Here is a 17,623-nt window from a genome sequence, read left to right on the forward strand (position 1 = left end):
TCAGTTATGAGCCTGATCACGTTGCAGACGAATATCAAAGCGTACGGCTAGCATTCTCACCAAAACGATAAACAACAAACCAATGGTCAACGCGGTGGTTTCACTCTCGAGCAGCCATTGGCAAACGAAATACAGCCAGCAGCCGGCGAATGAAATGGAGGCGTAAATCTGGTCTTTTCGGAATATATAAGGCACTTCATTACAAAGCGTATCGCGCAGAGCCCCACCGAAGGTGCCAGTCATGACGCCTAGCATAGAAGCGATAAACCAGGAATGCCCCAAATCCAGCGCCAATTGAGCACCAAGAATAGAGAAAATGCCCAGCCCGATGGCGTCCGGAAAAACGATCTTCGATTCCTTCAGGCTGTGCGCGTGGCTCCAGTAACTGAAAATCACGGCCATGCCCAAAATCATAATGGGCTGTTCCTGATGCTTGATCCAATACAGCGGATGGTTATCCATCATCAAATCTCGCAGCGTACCGCCGCCGAGTGCGGTGATGAAACCGATGGCAAACACCCCAACAGGGTCCATGTTTTTCGAACGCGCAACGATCATCCCTGAGATGGCAAACGCCACGATGCCTATCATTTCAAGCGCGTAGATAATATCAAACATGGTGAGCTCTGAGGTTGAAGTAATCAGAACGGATCGTGCGAAGAATAGCCGAAATAGCGTCAAAATTCATCCAGATTGACGACATTCGGAGCCTATTGAAGGGAAGGGGCTATATTAGTTAGGTTTATTGGCTCGGATAAGCGAACTTGATTTGCTTCAAGGGGCAACTCTGTTTAGCTTGAGATCCATCAATAACAAGCACCGAACGCCCTTGGAGAGATCATGAAAGCAATACTGTGCAAAGAATACGGTCCCGCTGAAAACCTGGTAATTGAAGACGTACCCAGCCCGGAGGTTAAGGGGCGAGGCGTTAAGGTTCGGGTCAAGGCTGCGGGTTTGAACTTTCCGGATACTTTGATTATTCAAGGTAAGTATCAGCTGCAACCGCCGATGCCGTTTTCACCCGGTGGTGAGCTTGCGGGTGAAGTGATCGAAGTAGGCGATAAAGTAACGCGTTTTAAACCGGGCGATCGTGTCGCGGCTTTGACCGGTTGGGGTGCTTTTGCTGAAGAGGTTGTGGCACCGGAATCCAACTTGTTGCCTTTGCCTGAAGGCATGCCGTACGAAAAAGCGGCAGGTTTTATGATGGTCTACGGCACGTCTTATTACGCTCTAAAACAGCGCGCGAATATTCAGCCAGGTGAGACGTTGTTGGTGCTGGGCGCTAGTGGTGGTGTAGGGCTAGCGACGGTGGAACTTGGCAAGGCAATGGGCGCTAAGGTGATTGCTGCTGCCAGCACGGCTGAGAAGCTGGCTGTCGCCAAAGACGCGGGTGCAGATGAGCTGATTAATTATTCTGAAGAGTCGGTGAAGGATGCGGTCAAGAAGCTGACCAAGGGTAAGGGCGTGGATGTGGTCTACGACCCGGTAGGCGGCGATTTCACCGAGCAGGCTTTGCGTTCGATGGCTTGGAACGGCCGTCACCTGATCATCGGTTTTGCGGCGGGTGATATTCCGAAAGTACCGGCGAATCTGACGTTGCTGAAGGGCTGCTCGGTAGTGGGTGTGTTTTGGGGTAGCTTTACCCAGAGAGAGCCGGAGGTCAGCGCTCAGAACATGATGGAACTCCTTAAGCTCTACGCCGAAGGCAAAATCGATCCTAAAGTCAGCGAAGTGTTCGAATTTGAGCAGTACGCTGAGGCATTGGGTGCGCTGTCGGGACGCCGGGCTACCGGGAAGATTGTTCTTAACGTGGGTGTTTGATTTAGGTTTGGGCAGCTAGCCTGCTTGGTTTGGGGGTGTTGGATGGTGAGAGGGTGGCCCCACTCTCACCCTCCCCCCAAGCTATCAGGCTGGGGCCGGAAAAAGCCCCACCTCCGCAAGTCAGAACCGAACGTCACCCGCCTCAATATCAGCAATCAGCTCCGGTGTCACCTTGGTATAGCCAGACGCTTTCGGAAGCCAGACGTAAACCACATCATCCGGGCGTTCCAGAGAATAGCCCAGTTTCTGAATGTCCACTTTGCGGTATTTGAAGGTGCCTGTTTTTTCGATGGCCTGTGTTACCCGAATGAACACGGGAACCGCGTAAGGCGGCAAGTTATCTTGCAGGTAAGCCAGCAGGCTGTCGGGGTCAAAACCATCACCGGCCTTTTGTGGCACCAGCGTTACCATGCCGGCCTTGCCGTTGGTGTGGGGGATTTCAACACCGTACACGATGGCTTCTTCGATCATGCCGGAGCCGTCGATGATATTTTCTACTTCGTTGGTCGATACGTTCTCACCCTTCCAGCGGAAGGTGTCACCCATGCGATCGACGAACTGCAGGTGGCGGAAGCCGATTTCGCGAAGAACATCGCCAGTATTGAACCAGGAATCGCCTTTTTTGAAGCCATCTCGCAGGATGGATTTTTCAGTCGCTTCTTTTTGGGTGTAGCCCTCGAACGCCCACTTCTTGGTGATCTCGCCTAACAGCAGGCCGGGCTCGCCTTTCTCGACTTCCTCGAACTGGCCCTTCTCGTTGCGGATCGGATCCCGGGTGCCATCATGGAATTTTACTAACCGGTAAGGGGCCGTCGAAAAACCGACGGTGTTGTCCATGTTGAAGAAGTTTGAGAAGCCAATGTTGCCTTCGGAAGAGGCATAAAGTTCCGCCACGGTTTCAATGCCGAAACGCTCTTTGAATTCTTTCCAAATGGAAGGGCGCAAACCGTTGCCGACCATTTTGGTAAGCGGGTGGTTTCGGTCTTGTGGGCTAGCAGGTTGATTCAGCAAGTAGCGGCAAAGTTCGCCCACATAGCCGAAGGTGGTGGCTTCGTATTTACGCACGTCGTCCCAGAAAGCACTGGCGGAGAATTTCCGGCGCAGTGCGATGGCCGAACCGCCAGCCAGTACCGAGCCCCAGCAAACCAATAAAGAGGTGCCATGGTAGAGCGGTAGCGTGCAGTAAAGTACGTCTTCCGGTTTCATGTTCAGCGACAACATGCCGAAACCACCGTAGGCGCGAACGAACTTGCGGTGCGAGCCCGGGGCGGCTTTGGGTAGGCCAGTAGTACCAGAGGTATAAAGATACACGGCTGTGTCGCCCATCAGCACGGGCTGGTTGAGTTCCGGCAGAGTGGATGGAAACTTGCTAACCTCAAGAGCGAGGTTTGTGTAACCCTCGGGCGCGTCGCCGAAGATATTCCGGGTGTTGGTGTCTGCCAAATACAGCATCGGGTTGGCGTGATCGAGTTTAATGTCAGAGCGAACCCCTTCAGCTTGCTCGAGTAACTCTTCACCGACCACAAACATTTTCGGTTCAATCAGGTTAATGCTGTGTGTCAGTACTTTGCCTTTCTGGGATGTGTTCAGCATGGCGCAGGCAACGCCAATTTTGGTCGCACCCGCCACGACGGCCAGCAGTTCCGGGCGGTTTTCCAGCAACACGGCGATGGCATCGCCTTTTACCAGACCCTGGTTCTTAAGGTAGTGCGCCATTCGGTTGCTCCAGGCGTCAAACTCTTGCCAGGTAACCGTTAGATCGTCACAGAGGATTGCCGCCCGATTCGGGTATTTCCGTGCGTTGCGGGTAATCAATTTGTTCAGGTTCAGGTCTTTTTCATTGTCTTTTGCGAGGTAATAGTAGAGCCCTCGTGCAATGGAAGGAAAACGACCGAGCACGGGGGGGATGCTGCGCATCATGTCGCGGGTGGAGATTATGTCTTGACTCATTTTTTTCCGTTCCCTTCGTCACGAGAGCCTTCGTTGTGCTCACGAATTATGTTGTGTGTTAAGCGTCTTCGGGTGCGAGCTCAATCAATAACTGGCTGCGCTTTACCTGGTCACCAGTATGGGTGTGCAGGCCTGACACGACACCGTCCCGGTCGGCTTTGATAGGGTGCTCCATTTTCATCGCTTCCAGCACAATCAGAGTCTGGCCTTGGGTAACGGTTTCACCTTCAGCGACGAGCACGTCGATAATGGCACCGTCCATTGCGGCTTGTATGCGGCCGCAGCCTGCCCCTTGGGCACCTGTTGCTGGCTGGTGTGTGCGATCAATAATAGACCACGAGCGCCCGAAGGCTTGTAAATATAGGGAATCACCGTTCTGCTGATATTGGCACCGGTGACGAACGCCATTGTCGATAATGCACAGCAGCCCTGACTGGTGACTTTGAAGTTGCAGCTCATACTGCGCATCTTCATGGGAAACAAAGAGCTTTTGGCCTGATCTACGGACGAGCAGTTCGACGGTTTCGTCTTGTGCTTCAAGACTCATGGGCATCACGGTTGCGGGCGCGTTGCTCCAGCCATTTTCGCCTGAGGTGCCAAGGCTAAGTGCGCATGCGCTGAGAGCCAGTTCGCGAATGCTGAGAGCTTGCGGCGCGAGCGACGGGTCGTCTTTGAACGACTGTCGTAGAAACGCTGTTGTTGCTTCTCCGGCGCCAAAGGTTTCATCGGCGATGATGCGGCTCAGAAAGTAGCGGTTTGTGGTGACGCCGAATACGGTGGTGTCTTCTAGAGCACGAATCAATCGACGACGCGCTTCGTCGCGGTTTTGGCCCCAGGCGATTACTTTTGCCAACATGGGGTCGTAATGTGAGCTGACCACATCGCCTGAACGCACTCCGGTATCGAAACGCAGGCCTTCACCTGTGGCTGCCGTGAATTCGTGCAGAGTGCCGGTTTGCGGTGTGAAATCGGTTGCGGGATCTTCTGCATAGAGGCGAACTTCGATGGCATGGCCGTTAAGTTGGATATCCTCCTGTGCCAGCGGCAGAGTCTGGCCTTCGGCGACCATCAGCTGCCAGGCGACGAGGTCTTGGCCGGTGATCAGCTCGGTAACCGGGTGTTCTACCTGCAGGCGGGTATTCATTTCCAGAAAGTAGAAGTTGCGGTCTTTATCGACCAGAAACTCAACGGTGCCTGCGCCTTCGTAGCCGCATGCCAGAGCTGCTTTTACGGCGGCTTCGCCCATGGCTTGGCGGAGTTCGGGGGTTACGAAAGGTGAGGGGGCTTCTTCGACGACTTTCTGGTGCCGGCGCTGAACGGAGCAGTCCCGTTCTCCGAGGTAGACCGCGTTGCCGTGGCGGTCCGCGAAGACTTGGATCTCGACGTGACGAGGTTCGATCACGGCTTTTTCGATGATCATTTCGTCGTCACCGAAGGCTTGTTTGGCTTCGGAGCGAGCTCGTTTGATGCCGTCGGCAAGCTGGTTTTGGTCTTCGATTAATCGCATGCCGCGACCGCCGCCGCCGGCAGAGGCTTTGAGCATCAGTGGTACGCCAATGTCTTTGGCGGCGACAATCAGTTCTTCATCGCTGGCGTTGTTGCCTTCAAAGCCGGGGACGACGGGAACGCCTGCTTCTTGCATGGCAATTTTGGAGCGGCGTTTGCTGCCCATCAGTTCGATGGCGTTTTCCGGCGGGCCTACGAAGGTCAGGCCGGCTTGTTTGATGGCTTTTGCGAAGCCTGCGTTTTCGGAGAGGAAGCCGTAACCAGGGTGAATGCAATCGGCGCCGGTTTTCTTTGCGGCATCCAAGATTGCTTCTGCGTTCAGGTAGGAGGCTGAAACTTGTGCCGGGCCTATACAAACGGCTTCGTCGGCTTGTTCAACGTGCAGTGCGTTGGCGTCGGCTTCAGAGTAGACGGCGACGGTTCGGTATCCGAGTGCTTTGGCGGTTTGAATAACTCTGCAGGCTATTTCGCCACGGTTTGCGATGAGTAGTTTTTTTAGCATGGCATTACCTACCTTGTTGCGATGTCAGCATCGTGCCTGTCCGCACTACTGGCGGGGAGCTCCCGCTAGCTTTTTTGATTGTCCGCTTAACGGTGCTTGCGGAAATTAGTTTCGTTGTACTTATTGCTTGCCAGCCCACTTCGGCTCGCGCTTCTGCACGAACGCCATGGTGCCCTCTGCACCTTCCGGACCGCGCACGGCGGTGGAAAACATCTCGGCGGCATCGTCCAGCAAATCGCTCATGTTTTCATTACCGACTCTGTGCAAGAGCGCTTTGGTTTGGGCGGTCGCATTCGGGGCGCATAGGCGCGCGCGCTCCAGAGCTGCTGCCAATAGGGCGTCGATTTGGTCGTCGCTCTCTGCGACCTGGTGCACGATGCCCAGACGTTGGGCTTCTTGCGCGTCCACGCGCAGGCCAAGCAGGGCCAATCGGCGGGCCTGGGTTAGACCGGTTCGGGCAACCACGAAGGGGGCAATTTGGGCGGGGATGATGCCCAGTGTGGTTTCTGGCATGCCGAACTTTGAGGTTGGGCCAGCAATGGCGAGGTCAGAAACGCAGGCCAGCCCGAAGCCGCCGCCCATGACAGCGCCTTCGGTGATGGCGATGACGATCTTGGAGGATTCGTTGACCTGTTGAATCATCCCCCCGAAGGCTCGGTTTAGTTTGAAAAACGGGTTGTCGCGGCCTTCGCCTTCCTGATTTTTAGCACCCGCCATGTCTTTGATGTCGCCGCCGGCACAGAAGTGGCCACCGGCACCGCGGATGACGACGGCTCTGATGGTGTCGTTGTTTTCGACCTGAGTGAATATGGCTGAGAGTTCTTCGACCATTTTCAGGCTCATGGCGTTCCGGACTTCAGGCCGATTGATGGTAACCATTAACGCCGGACCGTGTTGCTCGAGGGTAAGCGTTTCGAAATTTGGTAGTTCCAGTTCCATAACAGACTCCACGGGAAATTTACGACGCCTTAGCCTTTTTGCTTGCCCGGCAAGATGTTCATGGTCTTGCAGATAATTCCGAGCATGATTTCGTCAGCTCCGCCGCCAATGGAAACCAGACGTACGTCCCGGTAAGCGCGGGCGAGCGGGTTTTCCCACATGTAACCGTTACCACCCCAGTATTGCAGGCAAGCATCTGTGACTTCACGGCCCAAACGGCCGGCTTTGAGCTTGGCCATGGAGGCAAGTTGCGTGACATCTTTGCCGGCAACGTGCAGCTCACACGCTTTGTAGGTAAGGGCGCGCAACGCCTCGACTTCGGTTTGAAGCTCTGCCAAACGGAAATGAATATACTGATTGTTGATCAGCGGCTGACCGAAGGTTTTGCGCTCCTGACAGTATTCGATGGTTTGCTCGATACAGCTTTCCAACGCTTTGATGACGTTTGCCGCACCCCACATGCGTTCTTCCTGGAATTGGATCATCTGGCACATGAAACCTGTGCCTTCTGCACCAATTCGGTTGCGCTGCGGCACGCGCACATCATCGAAGAACACCTGAGCGGTTTCAGAGGAACGCATGCCCAGTTTGTTCAGGTGTGGGCTGAGAGTGATACCCGGTGAGTTCATGGGCACCACGATCAGGGTTTTGTTTTTGTGGGGCTTGTCGTCGCTGGTGTTGGCGAGCAAGCACATGAAGTCTGCTTTCGGAGAATTGGTGATCCACATTTTGGAGCCGTTAATGATGTAATCATCACCGTCTTTCTTAGCCGTGGTTTTAAGACCGGCGACATCAGACCCAGCGCCCACTTCACTGACACCGATGGAGCCAATCAACTCACCGGTAATGGCCGGAGTCAAAAAGTTACGCTTAAGTTCGTCGGAACCAAAACGAGCAATCGCTGGTGTGCACATATCGGTTTGCACACCGATGGACAAGGGAACACCTCCGCATTTGGCCATGCCCAGCTCTTCCGCCGCAACCAGGTTGTAGCTGTAGTCCAGGCCCATGCCGCCGTATTCTTCGGGCTTTTGAATGCCGAGCAGGCCCAGGTTCCCGAGTTTTTTGAACACATCGCGAATCGGGTATTCGCCGGCTTCTTCCCACTCATCAACGTAGGGGTTGATCTCTTTTTCGACGAAATCTCTGACGGTTTTTCTAAGGGCATCGTGCTCTGATGTGAAATTCATGGGTACTCTCCTGCTCTAATTCACGGTTGTTCTGTTTGTGTTGTTCGAATTAAAAACGTGCCACGCCGTAAACATTCGGTCTCAAAGGACGCTGCTCGGCTTCGCGGCATACAGATAAAGCGGTTGCCAGTACCCGACGGGTGTCCCGGGGGTCGATCAGACCGTCGTCCCACAATCGCGCCGTACCAAACAAAGCGGTTGAGCCGTCTTCGAGTTTTTTAGCAGTAGCCTGCTCCAGAAAGTCGAGGGTCTTTTCGTCAGGCTCTTTACCGCTCTTGCGTTGCTTCTCTTCGGCCACAATGCGAAGCACCTTGCCGGCTTGTGCCGGGCCCATCACGGCGGTACGGCTGTTGGGCCAGGCGAAGATGAATCTAGGGTCCAGACCTCGGCCGCACATCGCGTAGTTGCCGGCACCGTAGGAGCCACCTACGACAACGGCAATCTTGGGTACGCGGCAATTGGCCACGGCCTGAAGCATTTTAGAGCCGTGCTTGATGATGCCGTTCTGCTCGGAATGTGTGCCCACCATGAAGCCGGTGGTGTTATGGAGGAATACGATGGGTGTGCCCGCTTGGTCACACAATTGAATAAATTGTGCCGCCTTAGTGGCTCCAGCGGTGGTGATGGGGCCGTTATTGCCGATCACGCCTACGCTGCGGCCATGAATGCGGATGGTGCCGCAGACGGTCTGGTTATCGTGCTCGTTTTTGAAGTCCAAAAAACGGGAGCCGTCAGCAACGCGCGCGATGATCTCGCGCACGTCATACGGCTTTTTTGCATCTGCCGGAATAACGCCGAGAAGTTCTTCGGCCGGATACAGGGGCTCTTTCCAGGTGACATCTCGTTGCACGGGAAGATTGTCATTCCAAGGCAGGGCGTCGAGGATTTCACGCGCTTGGCGGATGCCATCGGCATCGTCTTCCGCAAGATACTCTGCGGTACCTGCAACGGTGGCGTGCATTTCCGCGCCGCCAAGTTCTTCGTCGTTTGCGATTTCGCCAGTCGCAGCTTTCAGCAGTGGCGGACCGGCAAGAAACATCTTGGTTTTTTCGCGAACCGTGATGACGTAATCCGATAAACCGGGCTGGTACGCACCACCTGCCGTGGCGTTGCCGTGCACGACGGTGACTTGAGGAATGCCTGCTGCGGACAGCCGGGCCTGGTTGGCAAAGCCACGGGCACCCGGTACGAAAATATCCGTTGCGTAGTTCAGATTGGCGCCGCCGGATTCGGACAGGGACACGATAGGTAACTTATTCTCTTTAGCGATCTGGTGCAGGCGCAATGTTTTATCCAGCCCTGCAGGCGTTATGGTGCCGCCCTTGATGGCACTGTTGCTCGCGACAACCAGGCACCGAATACCGGCCACACGACCAATGCCGGCAATGATACCGCCGCCGGCCATGGAGCCGTCTTTGTCGTCGTGCATCTGATAGCCAGCCAGAGAGCAAAGCTCTAGAAACTCACTGCCGCGGTCTAGCAACCGATTAATACGATCGCGGGGGAGAAGCTTTCCGCGCTTGGTGAACTTTTCCCGGGCGGCTTCCGCCAGATCCAATACCTTTTGCTCAACATCGCGAAAGGTTTTGATATGGGCTTCCATGGCCTCAGCGTTCGCCTGGAATTCGCTGGACTGGGGCGTAATCATTGACTCTAGCGTTTGCATGTATCCGTCCTCAGTCTTCCGATAAAACCTTGGGTGTGACAGCGCGGTGGAAGCCGTTGTATGCGTCGTTGTTCTTGGCTTTAGGCATTGGCCAAATCCGACCACCTTGAGAGCCGCCACCGTCGATGCGCCAGCAGTCTCCGCTGACAAACGCAGCGCCTTCACTCAGCAAGAAACAAATGACCGAACTGACCTCTGATTCCGTACCCATTCGCTTAATGGGGACCGCGTCGGCCAGGCTCCGAATCCAGGACTTCATGTGCGCGGGGTAGTTATCCATGCCGCTGGATGCAATCCAGCCCGGGGCAACCGCATTCACTCGAACACCCGAAGGTGCCCATTCCATGGCGGCGGTTTGCGTGAAATTTACCATTCCAGCCCGCGCTGCGCCGGAATGTCCCATGCCCGGCATACCGCCCCACATATCAGCGACAATATTGACAATAGAGCCGCCGGTTTTGCTGAACGCCTGGGTGTAGGCTTCTCGAGCCATCAGAAACCCGCCGGTCAGATTCGTGCGCACCACGGTTTCCCAGCCTTTCTGGTTAATCCCCGTTAGCGGCGAAGCGAACTGACCACCGGCGTTATTCACCAGCCCGTCTAATCGACCGTGTTCGGCAATAATGGCCTTAACCGTGGCTTGTACCGACTCTTCTTCGCGGATATCGCAAGAATGAGCGCTGGCAACGCCGCCGTCCTCTTCGATTTCCGCTTTAACGGCATCGACTTTTTCCTGTTTGCGGCCAACCAGAGCTACCCGAGCACCAAGCGCAGCCAATTCGTGAGCGTTACAACGGCCAATGCCAGAACCGCCGCCAGTGACGATAAACACTTGTCCTTCAAACAATCCCGGCCGTAAAACGGATTGGTAACTCATAAGCAATTTCCTGTTTAAATCTGATTAATCTCAGTAGAGCGTTTGGGTGCATGCACCGATCTAAGACTCAAAAAGTTTGGATGGCACCGGCACGGGAAACTCCAGAAGCTGCTGCGCAAACGCCTTACCTTGTGGGTCAATTCTCAGGCTGGCGATACCACCGCCACCCAAGCTGTGCTCCAGCAAGAAGTTAAACGCATTCAACCCCGGCAAGGCCCAACGAGTTACCTTTGCCGACTCTGGATTCAGCGTATGCGCCATCCACTCTGCGACTGCTTCCTCTGTGAGCGCGGCCTGAATGTACGACACGAATTCTGCTTCCCGTGCGATCACACCAATATTGCTGTGGTCGCCCTTGTCTCCTGAACGTGCCCACGCCAAACGAATCAAAGGAACGGTCGTATCCGTTGAAACATTAATGTTGTTATCCGGCTGAGGCGCTAGCTGAGTAGGGTCAAAGGTGCCTTCGCAGGCGACATCGATAGGTATAGCTTCGCCGCCGATATCGATCGACACCGAGACCTCAGCTTTTGGCACCAAGCAGGAATAAAGGCGAATCTTCGGGAAGACAGAAGGGCGGCCGCCCACAATGCCGGTAAGGCCGGGAGCCATTCCGGTGGCAGCTTGAGCAATCTCTCTTGCAAACAGAACCAACGCCTCTTTCTTGGGATGGGCGGCAGCAATCTTTACAATCACCTCGCGTGTGTCACGACGGCGCCCGTGCTGGCCATAAGTCGCCTCCGTTCCCAAAAGCTCGATGCTGGTTTCGGAATAGTCTGGCAGGCCTTTTTCGGCAAACATCGCCGATGTTTTTGCTAAAATAGCTTCCGCAACCTTCTGGGCTTTGGCTGGCGCATCTATGCCCCCAAGCAGGAACGAAGCGGTACATTTGAAACCATCGGGCCAGGTGCCAGACACCTTATAGCTATTGGTGGGCTCCAACCCTGTCGCGCCGGACATGTGAACCCGGTTCGGCGCAATCTCATCCAGCTTAACCTGAGTGAAATCGCAGGTTACATCGGGCAGAAGGTAAGCTCTGGGATCACCGATCTCATAAACCAGTTGCTCGCCAACAGTGCCTCGGCTAACTAAGCCTCCCGTATTGTCGGGTTTGGTCATAACGAAATCGCCATTGGCGCTGACCTCTGCAATCGGAAACCCCATGTTAGTAAACCCGTCTGCAACGGCTTCCCAATCGGTGAAGTTGCCCCCGGTAGACTGAGCACCGCATTCCAGCAAGTGTCCGGCTAGACTGCCTTGGGCCAGTTTGTCGTAATCGTCCCATTGCCAGCCAAATTCATGCACCAGTGGCGCTAGAACCAACGCGCTGTCGGCAACGCGCCCGGTCAAAACAATGTCTGCACCTTGGTCCAGTGCAGCGGCCAGACCAGGCGCGCCGAGATAGGCGTTCAGGCTGACCATCATGGCCGGGAACCGCTGGCCCGTAGTCATTTCGGTAATGCCATCATCGGCCAGTTTTTTCTTCTTGGTGATTAGATCATCACCCAATACCAGAGCGATCTTCAGATCGACGCCGGCTTTTTCACAAAGAGACTGAAGTGCATCACGGCAAGCAATAGGGTTAACGCCACCGGCGTTGGCCAGAACCCGAATCCCTTTTGCCTTAATGTCGCCAAGCAACGGGCCCATAACGGTTTGTACAAAATCCCGAGCGTAACCTTGAGACGGGTCTTTCATCTTCTGGCCCGCCATGATCGACATGGTGACTTCGGCAAGGTAGTCGGCTACTAGATAGTCGATGTTGCCCTGATGTACCAGTTGGGCGGCCGCGGTTTCGGTATCACCCCAGAATGCCGAAGAACAGCCGATTCGGATGGTTTTGTTGGCTTCTGACATGTTGTTGGCCCCGGTTATGTTGGCGGTTTAACGTGGATCTTCAATGATTGAATTCGACATTACCAAGCAAGCGCTTGGTTTGTAAATAGGCGGGAGTCAGGTAAAATAGGTCAACCTTTTCCGCAGTTGGATATTTTTGTGAAGCACAGCGATATTTTTCAGGCACTTATTCAAGATCAGTTGGTTTCTGACCCCGTCAGTGCTCGTGGTCGATTGTTGGCTGAAGCCGCGACTTTATTCCGGGATAAAGGGTATGAACGCACCACTGTTCGGGATTTGGCTGCGGCCGTTGGAATTCAATCCGGGAGCTTGTTTCATCATTTTCGGACCAAAGAAGAGATATTAAAGGCTGTTATGGTTGAAACCATACGGCTGAATACGGCCGTCATGCGGGCAGCGGTCGAACGTGAGTCGGCGCCGGAAGCGAAGCTGCGCGCGTTGATCCATGCCGAGTTGGAGTCGATCAATGGCCGGACCGGTGAGGCCATGGCTGTTCTGGTCTACGAATGGCGCAGTTTGTCAGAGAGCTCTCAGGAAGAAGTGCTGGCGCTGCGAGAGGTGTATGAAAGTCTTTGGCTGTCAGTGTTACAGCAGCTCAAAGATGGAGGCCAGTTAAGCTCGGATGTATTTATTGCCCGGCGGATGTTGACGGGAGCTTTGAGCTGGACTGTGACCTGGTATAGGCCTGAACGCGGTGGGCTGACTTTGGATGGCCTCACGGATGAAGTCATGGCGATGTTGGGTTTTTAGGGTGTGACAGGCGTATCGCGTTAGGGATGAAAAGCCGAGGAAGGCGCAGTTTTTCTCGGTGGATTCCATAGTAGAAAAGTCCAATTTTTAAGTTTCTATACGTAATTGGCCTGATCGGCATTATATTTCGGCAAACAAGCCATTTCCGTTTGAGTACTTTCCCCGCATCCTTCGTTCTGTGAATGGAAGTTCCCGTCGCTTCGGTGATCTGGTTCACGGAACGTTGAGAATTTGCATGCTATTGCGTGCAGCAATGATCACGTCTAAAAAACAAACATACAAAGTAAAGACAGGTCGCATTATGATCTCCTCTAAGCTCTCCCGGGCATACTGTTTCTCGGCTCGCATGCCCAAACTGATTGCAGCAGGTTTGGTTCTGGTTCTTTCCGGTTGTTCGGTTAATCCCATTTACCATACGACGGGTGTCGTACTTTCCGGTTACTCTGAATCCGAGGCTACCCCTTACGTTCTGCAGATGACCGACACGCAGATGGCGTGTGCATTAGGCGAAGGGATTGATCCATTACTTTACTCTTTCTCGCGAGTTGTGGATGCGCCTGATAGCACGGGTTCTTTGTTGATGCTGCTGGCTGGCAACTGTATGGAATACAGAGCTTGGGACGCAGAACTGGATTATCTGAGGCACGATTACAGCGGCAACGTACCTGCTGCTAAAGATGCCCGTGAAGTTTCAAAGCGTTTATACGCGCAAACAGCGACCCGCCGATACGAATCTTTCCGCCGCGCCATGACTGCTTATGACTTTGATCCCGCGGCAGAGCCGATGGAGTGCCCGTTCCTGTTTACGGACCAGGATGAGATCACCTTTCTTGTCGGTCTGCTTACCGGTATGCAGGCGATTGTAAATGATGCTAACTCAGGCGCTATGGCGGGTGTTCCCCGGAATATCGCACCACAAGCTGAGCGTGCGGCGCAGTGTATTGATAACGAAAAATGGGGCGGATTGCCTAATGCAGTCCGGGCCTTGGTGTGGTTGCTGCTTCCGGATACGCGTCCGGCTCTGTCGCCAGATCCATGGGTAGTGCTCCAAAACAGTGCTGATTTGGGTGTTAGCGCAGGCTTTAGAACATCCCACGCACTGCAAGTTGTTGCTGCAGAAACATTCGGTCGCCCAGATGTTCTCGCTGATTCGATTGCAGACTTTGCTGCCTCTGAGGAAGGGTTCGAGGTTCTCGAGGACTATGCGTTGCTTGATGAGGTTGCACGCACGGTTGTTACCTTCTCATCGGATAAACACTGGACAAAGAGCTACGGCCACCGTACGCCCACCCGCTTTTTCGGCAAAATGAGTCCGGAGCGTGACACCAGCAATATTGAAACCATGAGTTTGGATGGGCTGCTTTAACGAGTAGCCCCATCGACCGCATTACCTACTTAACAACCATAAAAATGATGACCCGGAGGTTATTGTGATCCGTAAAACACTTGCAGCCCTTTCCCTTGCGGCCGTTGCGCCCTTGGCCTCAGCACAAACCGCAACGATGTGTGTATTCGACGTTATCGGCGCCAACGGTGACGTTTATAACATGGTGAAAGACTTCGCCCTCGAGATGAAAACTCATAACGTAGATTTCAAGCTGAAGCCCTATACCGACGAAGGTGTGGCGATCGGCGACTTTAACTCTGGTCAGTGTGATGCGGTGGCGGCCTTGGATATCCGGTTGCGACCGTTTAACCGTTTCACCGGAAGTGTCAGCGCTGTCGGAGCGCTTCCGACCTACAAAGATCTGGAAACGCTGCTGGCGACCCTGGCTCAGCCTAAAGCGGCGCCGTTGATGAAAGAAAACGGTTACGAGGTGTTGGGCATTGTTCCGGCCGGAGCTGGTTACTTGTTCGTGAACGACCGGGAAATTGATACGGCGGGAGAGCTTGCGGGTAAGCGTATTGCCACCTTGGACTACCAGAAAGACGCCATTCGCATGGTGAACTATGTGAAAGCAACGGTTGTTCCTTCTGATATCACCAACTTTGCCGGTAAGTTCAACAATGGCTCCGTAGACACGGCCTATGCGCCGGCATTCGCCTATGAGGCCCTGGAATTGTATAAGGGCATTGGCGAGAAGGGTGGCATTGTTGATTACCCTCTGGCACAGCTGACGGTCCAGATCGTTGCCCGAGATGAGGTGCTTGACGATGACGTTGCCCAAAAAGCCCGTGAAGTGGCATGGGGCATGTTCCCGCAAGCAATGAATATGATCAGCGATCTGGAAGATGCGATTCCGGACGACAAGTGGATTCGTATTCCTGAGAAGGACATCGTTGGTTATCAGGAGATGTTCCGGGAAAACCGTCTTGAGATGCGCGATGGAGCTAATGGCGCGCCGGTTGTTTACAGCCCTAAGATGTTGAGCCTGATGAGCAAGATTCGTTGTTCCAGCAATCCGGGCGCTTCCGAGTGCACCGCAGATAATCGCGAATAACGGGGACTCTGATCATGAACTGGCGTGCAATGACTGCGACAGGCGTAAGGACACTGTACCCCGTGCACAAGTTGCACGGCGTCATCCTCCTGCTGTTACTCCTGGCGACCTTGTTGCTCGGGATGGGTAATTCGCTCCACTCCCGCCTGCTGTGGGTCGGGGAACAAGTATGGCCGAACTACTATTTGCTCAACCCGGACGCGGTTGAGCCCAGTTGTAACCTGAGTATGGATGTGGATAAAGAAGTGGAGCGTCGGATTCAGGCTTATAAGCCTGACCCCGACGATCTCTTCAGTTCACCACCCAATCCTCAAGCGCTTCGCAAATCTTTGGAAAGCAACCTGGTGTTGTGTGAACAACGCCATCAGCAGTTTGTCGAGAACCAGAAGCATGCCACCTGGGGGCTGGGTGTTTTTAAAGACATCGAGCAAGGGTTGGCTAATTTCTTGTTGGGCAATATTGACCTGACCAAGTTTTTATTTATTGGTATGTTCGCGATGGCTGCGGCCATCTCTGCGCTGGATTCCGATCATATTGCTCTGAGGCTGCCTCGTAACCGTGCTGAGTGGCGTTTGAGTCAGGGGTCGCAGTTCGTGGTGAACGGGTTGATGATACTGTCTCTGAATGCCTATCTGGGCAACTTGGAGCGAACGCCGGACTCCACCAGCGCCATGACACTCCAGTATGCCTGGGGGTTGGTGTTTGGTTTGTTCATGATCATTAACGCCGTGCGTTTTTTCGCTATTCCTGAGCGGATTAAGCCCGGCAGCATGGATTTTGCCTCAGGTCTTGTGGTGCCGTTGTACTGCACCATGGGCTTGATTGCCATGAGCTACTTCTTCTTTGTGGATGGTTACTCTTCGGGGTTGGCGATCTACTTTGGCATGATGTCCAACTTGTCCTCGATGTTCATCAACATCGGACTGTATGTGTTGGTCGGCATGATGCTGAAGCAAACCCGGGTGCCGGAGCTGTTGTTGGGGCTGATAAAGCCATTCAACTTGCCGGCTCCGTTGTTGGCATCTGTGATTATCTTTGCCACCGCCTTCCCGACGGCATTCACGGGCGCCTCGGGCATCTTTATCCTTGCCGTTGGTGGTGTGGTTTATGACGAGCTTCGCCGCGCCGGTGCGGGTCGTCAGTTGTCTCTGGCGACAACGGCCATGTCAGGCAGTCTGGGTGTGGTGCTGAATCCCTGTCTGTTGATTGTGGTGGTTGCGGCGCTGAACAAAGAAGTGACGACCTCAGAGATGTACGGGTGGGGCTTCTGGGTCTTCATTATGTCGGCCAGCTTGTTCTCTTTCATTGTCTGTAAAACCGAGGGTAACTGGAAGCCGCGGCCTGCGCCGGGTGCCTTGCGGGAGTCTTTGCGGGCAACGAAGCCGTTGTTTCCCTATGTGGCTGTCTCTGCCTTGGTGATTCTGGGGATTTGGGGTGTTCTGGGGCTCAAGTTCAATGAGTACAGCGCGCCGCTGATTCTTCCGCTGGTGATGCTGGCCATCGTGATGCTCGATTCAGGAAAGACCAAGGAAGACGTAGCAACGACTTCCCGAGTTCACGAGTTTTTCGGTCGAAGCACGGCTGCAGCCAGCGATGCGGCGGTTCACATTGGTGCGCTATTGGCTTTGATCGGGTTCTCGATCTGTCTGGGCGGGATTTTGGAACGGTCCGAGATCGTGCATTTTCTGTTCCCGGAAAGTCTCACCAGTCCGTGGCTCGCGATGTTGGTGATTGTCGTCATGCTCACGTTTATCGGTATGGTTATGGATCCGTTCGGCGCTGTTATTCTGGTGTCTGCGACCATTGCTCAGCCAGCGATTCAGATTGGTATTGATCCGTTACATTTCTGGATTGTGTGTCTGGTGGCATTCGAACTTGGCTACCTGAGCCCGCCAGTGGCGCTTAACCACCTGCTTGCCCGGCAAGTTGTGGGTGAGTCTGAAGTTTTGGCTGCCGAACGCACAGGCTCATTCTGGCACCGGTATGAGCGCCTGCTTCTGCCCTTGGCTGTCATGTTGCCGACCCTGTTATTGGTGGCCTTTGTTCCGATGCTGTTTTACGCTTTATAAAAGCATCGGATTCAAAAACCCGCGAGAGTCCTGCTCCGCGGGTTTTTTTGTTTGA

The 17,623-nt window shown here is 54.2% G+C and carries 13 protein-coding genes; 5 read left to right on the forward strand and 8 right to left on the reverse strand.

Annotation, left to right across the window (positions count from 1 at the left end):
- A complete protein-coding gene (locus tag K5L82_RS02605; protein ID WP_133004829.1) occupies positions 1–618 on the reverse strand; it encodes a trimeric intracellular cation channel family protein in 618 nt (205 codons plus the stop codon).
- Between the two features lie 222 nt (positions 619–840).
- Between K5L82_RS02605 and K5L82_RS02610 the strand changes: the two genes are divergently transcribed.
- Positions 841–1,821 (forward strand): NADPH:quinone oxidoreductase family protein, encoded by a 981-nt coding sequence (locus K5L82_RS02610; protein ID WP_223133063.1) that lies wholly within the window; start codon positions 841–843, stop codon positions 1,819–1,821.
- A 120-nt stretch (positions 1,822–1,941) separates the two neighbouring features.
- On the opposite strand, the gene K5L82_RS02615 is transcribed toward K5L82_RS02610, so the two are convergent.
- From K5L82_RS02615 to K5L82_RS02645, 7 genes are all read right to left on the reverse strand, one after another.
- The gene (locus tag K5L82_RS02615) at positions 1,942–3,771 is read right to left on the reverse strand and encodes a long-chain-acyl-CoA synthetase (protein WP_223133064.1); all 1,830 of its coding nucleotides are present in this window, start codon (positions 3,769–3,771) and stop codon (positions 1,942–1,944) included.
- A gap of 58 nt (positions 3,772–3,829) precedes the next feature.
- Positions 3,830–5,779, reverse strand: a complete 1,950-nt coding sequence (locus tag K5L82_RS02620; RefSeq protein WP_223133065.1) for an acetyl/propionyl/methylcrotonyl-CoA carboxylase subunit alpha — start codon at positions 5,777–5,779, stop codon at positions 3,830–3,832.
- A 120-nt stretch (positions 5,780–5,899) separates the two neighbouring features.
- On the reverse strand, positions 5,900–6,718 hold the full coding sequence (locus K5L82_RS02625) for an enoyl-CoA hydratase/isomerase family protein (RefSeq protein WP_316933354.1): 819 nt from the start codon (positions 6,716–6,718) through the stop codon (positions 5,900–5,902).
- Between the two features lie 29 nt (positions 6,719–6,747).
- Positions 6,748–7,908, reverse strand: coding sequence for an acyl-CoA dehydrogenase family protein (locus tag K5L82_RS02630; protein ID WP_223133066.1), 1,161 nt, complete (start codon positions 7,906–7,908; stop codon positions 6,748–6,750).
- A 49-nt stretch (positions 7,909–7,957) separates the two neighbouring features.
- Entirely contained in the window at positions 7,958–9,574 is a 1,617-nt protein-coding gene (locus K5L82_RS02635) for an acyl-CoA carboxylase subunit beta (RefSeq protein WP_223133067.1), read from the reverse strand.
- A 10-nt stretch (positions 9,575–9,584) separates the two neighbouring features.
- Positions 9,585–10,451: an SDR family oxidoreductase gene (locus K5L82_RS02640; protein ID WP_223133068.1), complete on the reverse strand. Its 867-nt coding sequence runs from the start codon at positions 10,449–10,451 to the stop codon at positions 9,585–9,587.
- Positions 10,452–10,511: 60 nt separating this feature from the next.
- Entirely contained in the window at positions 10,512–12,308 is a 1,797-nt protein-coding gene (locus K5L82_RS02645) for an acyclic terpene utilization AtuA family protein (protein WP_223133069.1), read from the reverse strand.
- A 138-nt stretch (positions 12,309–12,446) separates the two neighbouring features.
- Between K5L82_RS02645 and K5L82_RS02650 the strand changes: the two genes are divergently transcribed.
- From K5L82_RS02650 to K5L82_RS02665, 4 genes are all read left to right on the forward strand, one after another.
- Entirely contained in the window at positions 12,447–13,058 is a 612-nt protein-coding gene (locus K5L82_RS02650; protein ID WP_316933355.1) for a TetR/AcrR family transcriptional regulator, read from the forward strand.
- Between the two features lie 301 nt (positions 13,059–13,359).
- The gene (locus tag K5L82_RS02655) at positions 13,360–14,424 is read left to right on the forward strand and encodes a hypothetical protein (protein ID WP_223133070.1); all 1,065 of its coding nucleotides are present in this window, start codon (positions 13,360–13,362) and stop codon (positions 14,422–14,424) included.
- Positions 14,425–14,488: 64 nt separating this feature from the next.
- Positions 14,489–15,499, forward strand: coding sequence for a putative solute-binding protein (locus K5L82_RS02660; RefSeq protein WP_133004839.1), 1,011 nt, complete (start codon positions 14,489–14,491; stop codon positions 15,497–15,499).
- Between the two features lie 14 nt (positions 15,500–15,513).
- Positions 15,514–17,568 (forward strand): TRAP transporter large permease subunit, encoded by a 2,055-nt coding sequence (locus K5L82_RS02665; RefSeq protein ID WP_133004840.1) that lies wholly within the window; start codon positions 15,514–15,516, stop codon positions 17,566–17,568.
- Positions 17,569–17,623 lie beyond the last annotated feature (55 nt).

The organism is Marinobacter sp. AL4B, from assembly GCF_019916045.1.
GTDB lineage: Bacteria > Pseudomonadota > Gammaproteobacteria > Pseudomonadales > Oleiphilaceae > Marinobacter.

Coding starts and splice junctions, on each gene's coding strand:
- K5L82_RS02620 (WP_223133065.1), bottom strand. CDS start 5,779: ATGCTAAAAAAACTACTCATCGCAAACCGTGGCGAAATAGCCTGCAGA.
- K5L82_RS02605 (WP_133004829.1), bottom strand. CDS start 618: ATGTTTGATATTATCTACGCGCTTGAAATGATAGGCATCGTGGCGTTT.
- K5L82_RS02625 (WP_316933354.1), bottom strand. CDS start 6,718: ATGGAACTGGAACTACCAAATTTCGAAACGCTTACCCTCGAGCAACAC.
- K5L82_RS02640 (WP_223133068.1), bottom strand. CDS start 10,451: ATGAGTTACCAATCCGTTTTACGGCCGGGATTGTTTGAAGGACAAGTG.
- K5L82_RS02665 (WP_133004840.1), top strand. CDS start 15,514: ATGAACTGGCGTGCAATGACTGCGACAGGCGTAAGGACACTGTACCCC.
- K5L82_RS02630 (WP_223133066.1), bottom strand. CDS start 7,908: ATGAATTTCACATCAGAGCACGATGCCCTTAGAAAAACCGTCAGAGAT.
- K5L82_RS02635 (WP_223133067.1), bottom strand. CDS start 9,574: ATGCAAACGCTAGAGTCAATGATTACGCCCCAGTCCAGCGAATTCCAG.
- K5L82_RS02615 (WP_223133064.1), bottom strand. CDS start 3,771: ATGAGTCAAGACATAATCTCCACCCGCGACATGATGCGCAGCATCCCC.
- K5L82_RS02655 (WP_223133070.1), top strand. CDS start 13,360: ATGATCTCCTCTAAGCTCTCCCGGGCATACTGTTTCTCGGCTCGCATG.
- K5L82_RS02645 (WP_223133069.1), bottom strand. CDS start 12,308: ATGTCAGAAGCCAACAAAACCATCCGAATCGGCTGTTCTTCGGCATTC.
- K5L82_RS02610 (WP_223133063.1), top strand. CDS start 841: ATGAAAGCAATACTGTGCAAAGAATACGGTCCCGCTGAAAACCTGGTA.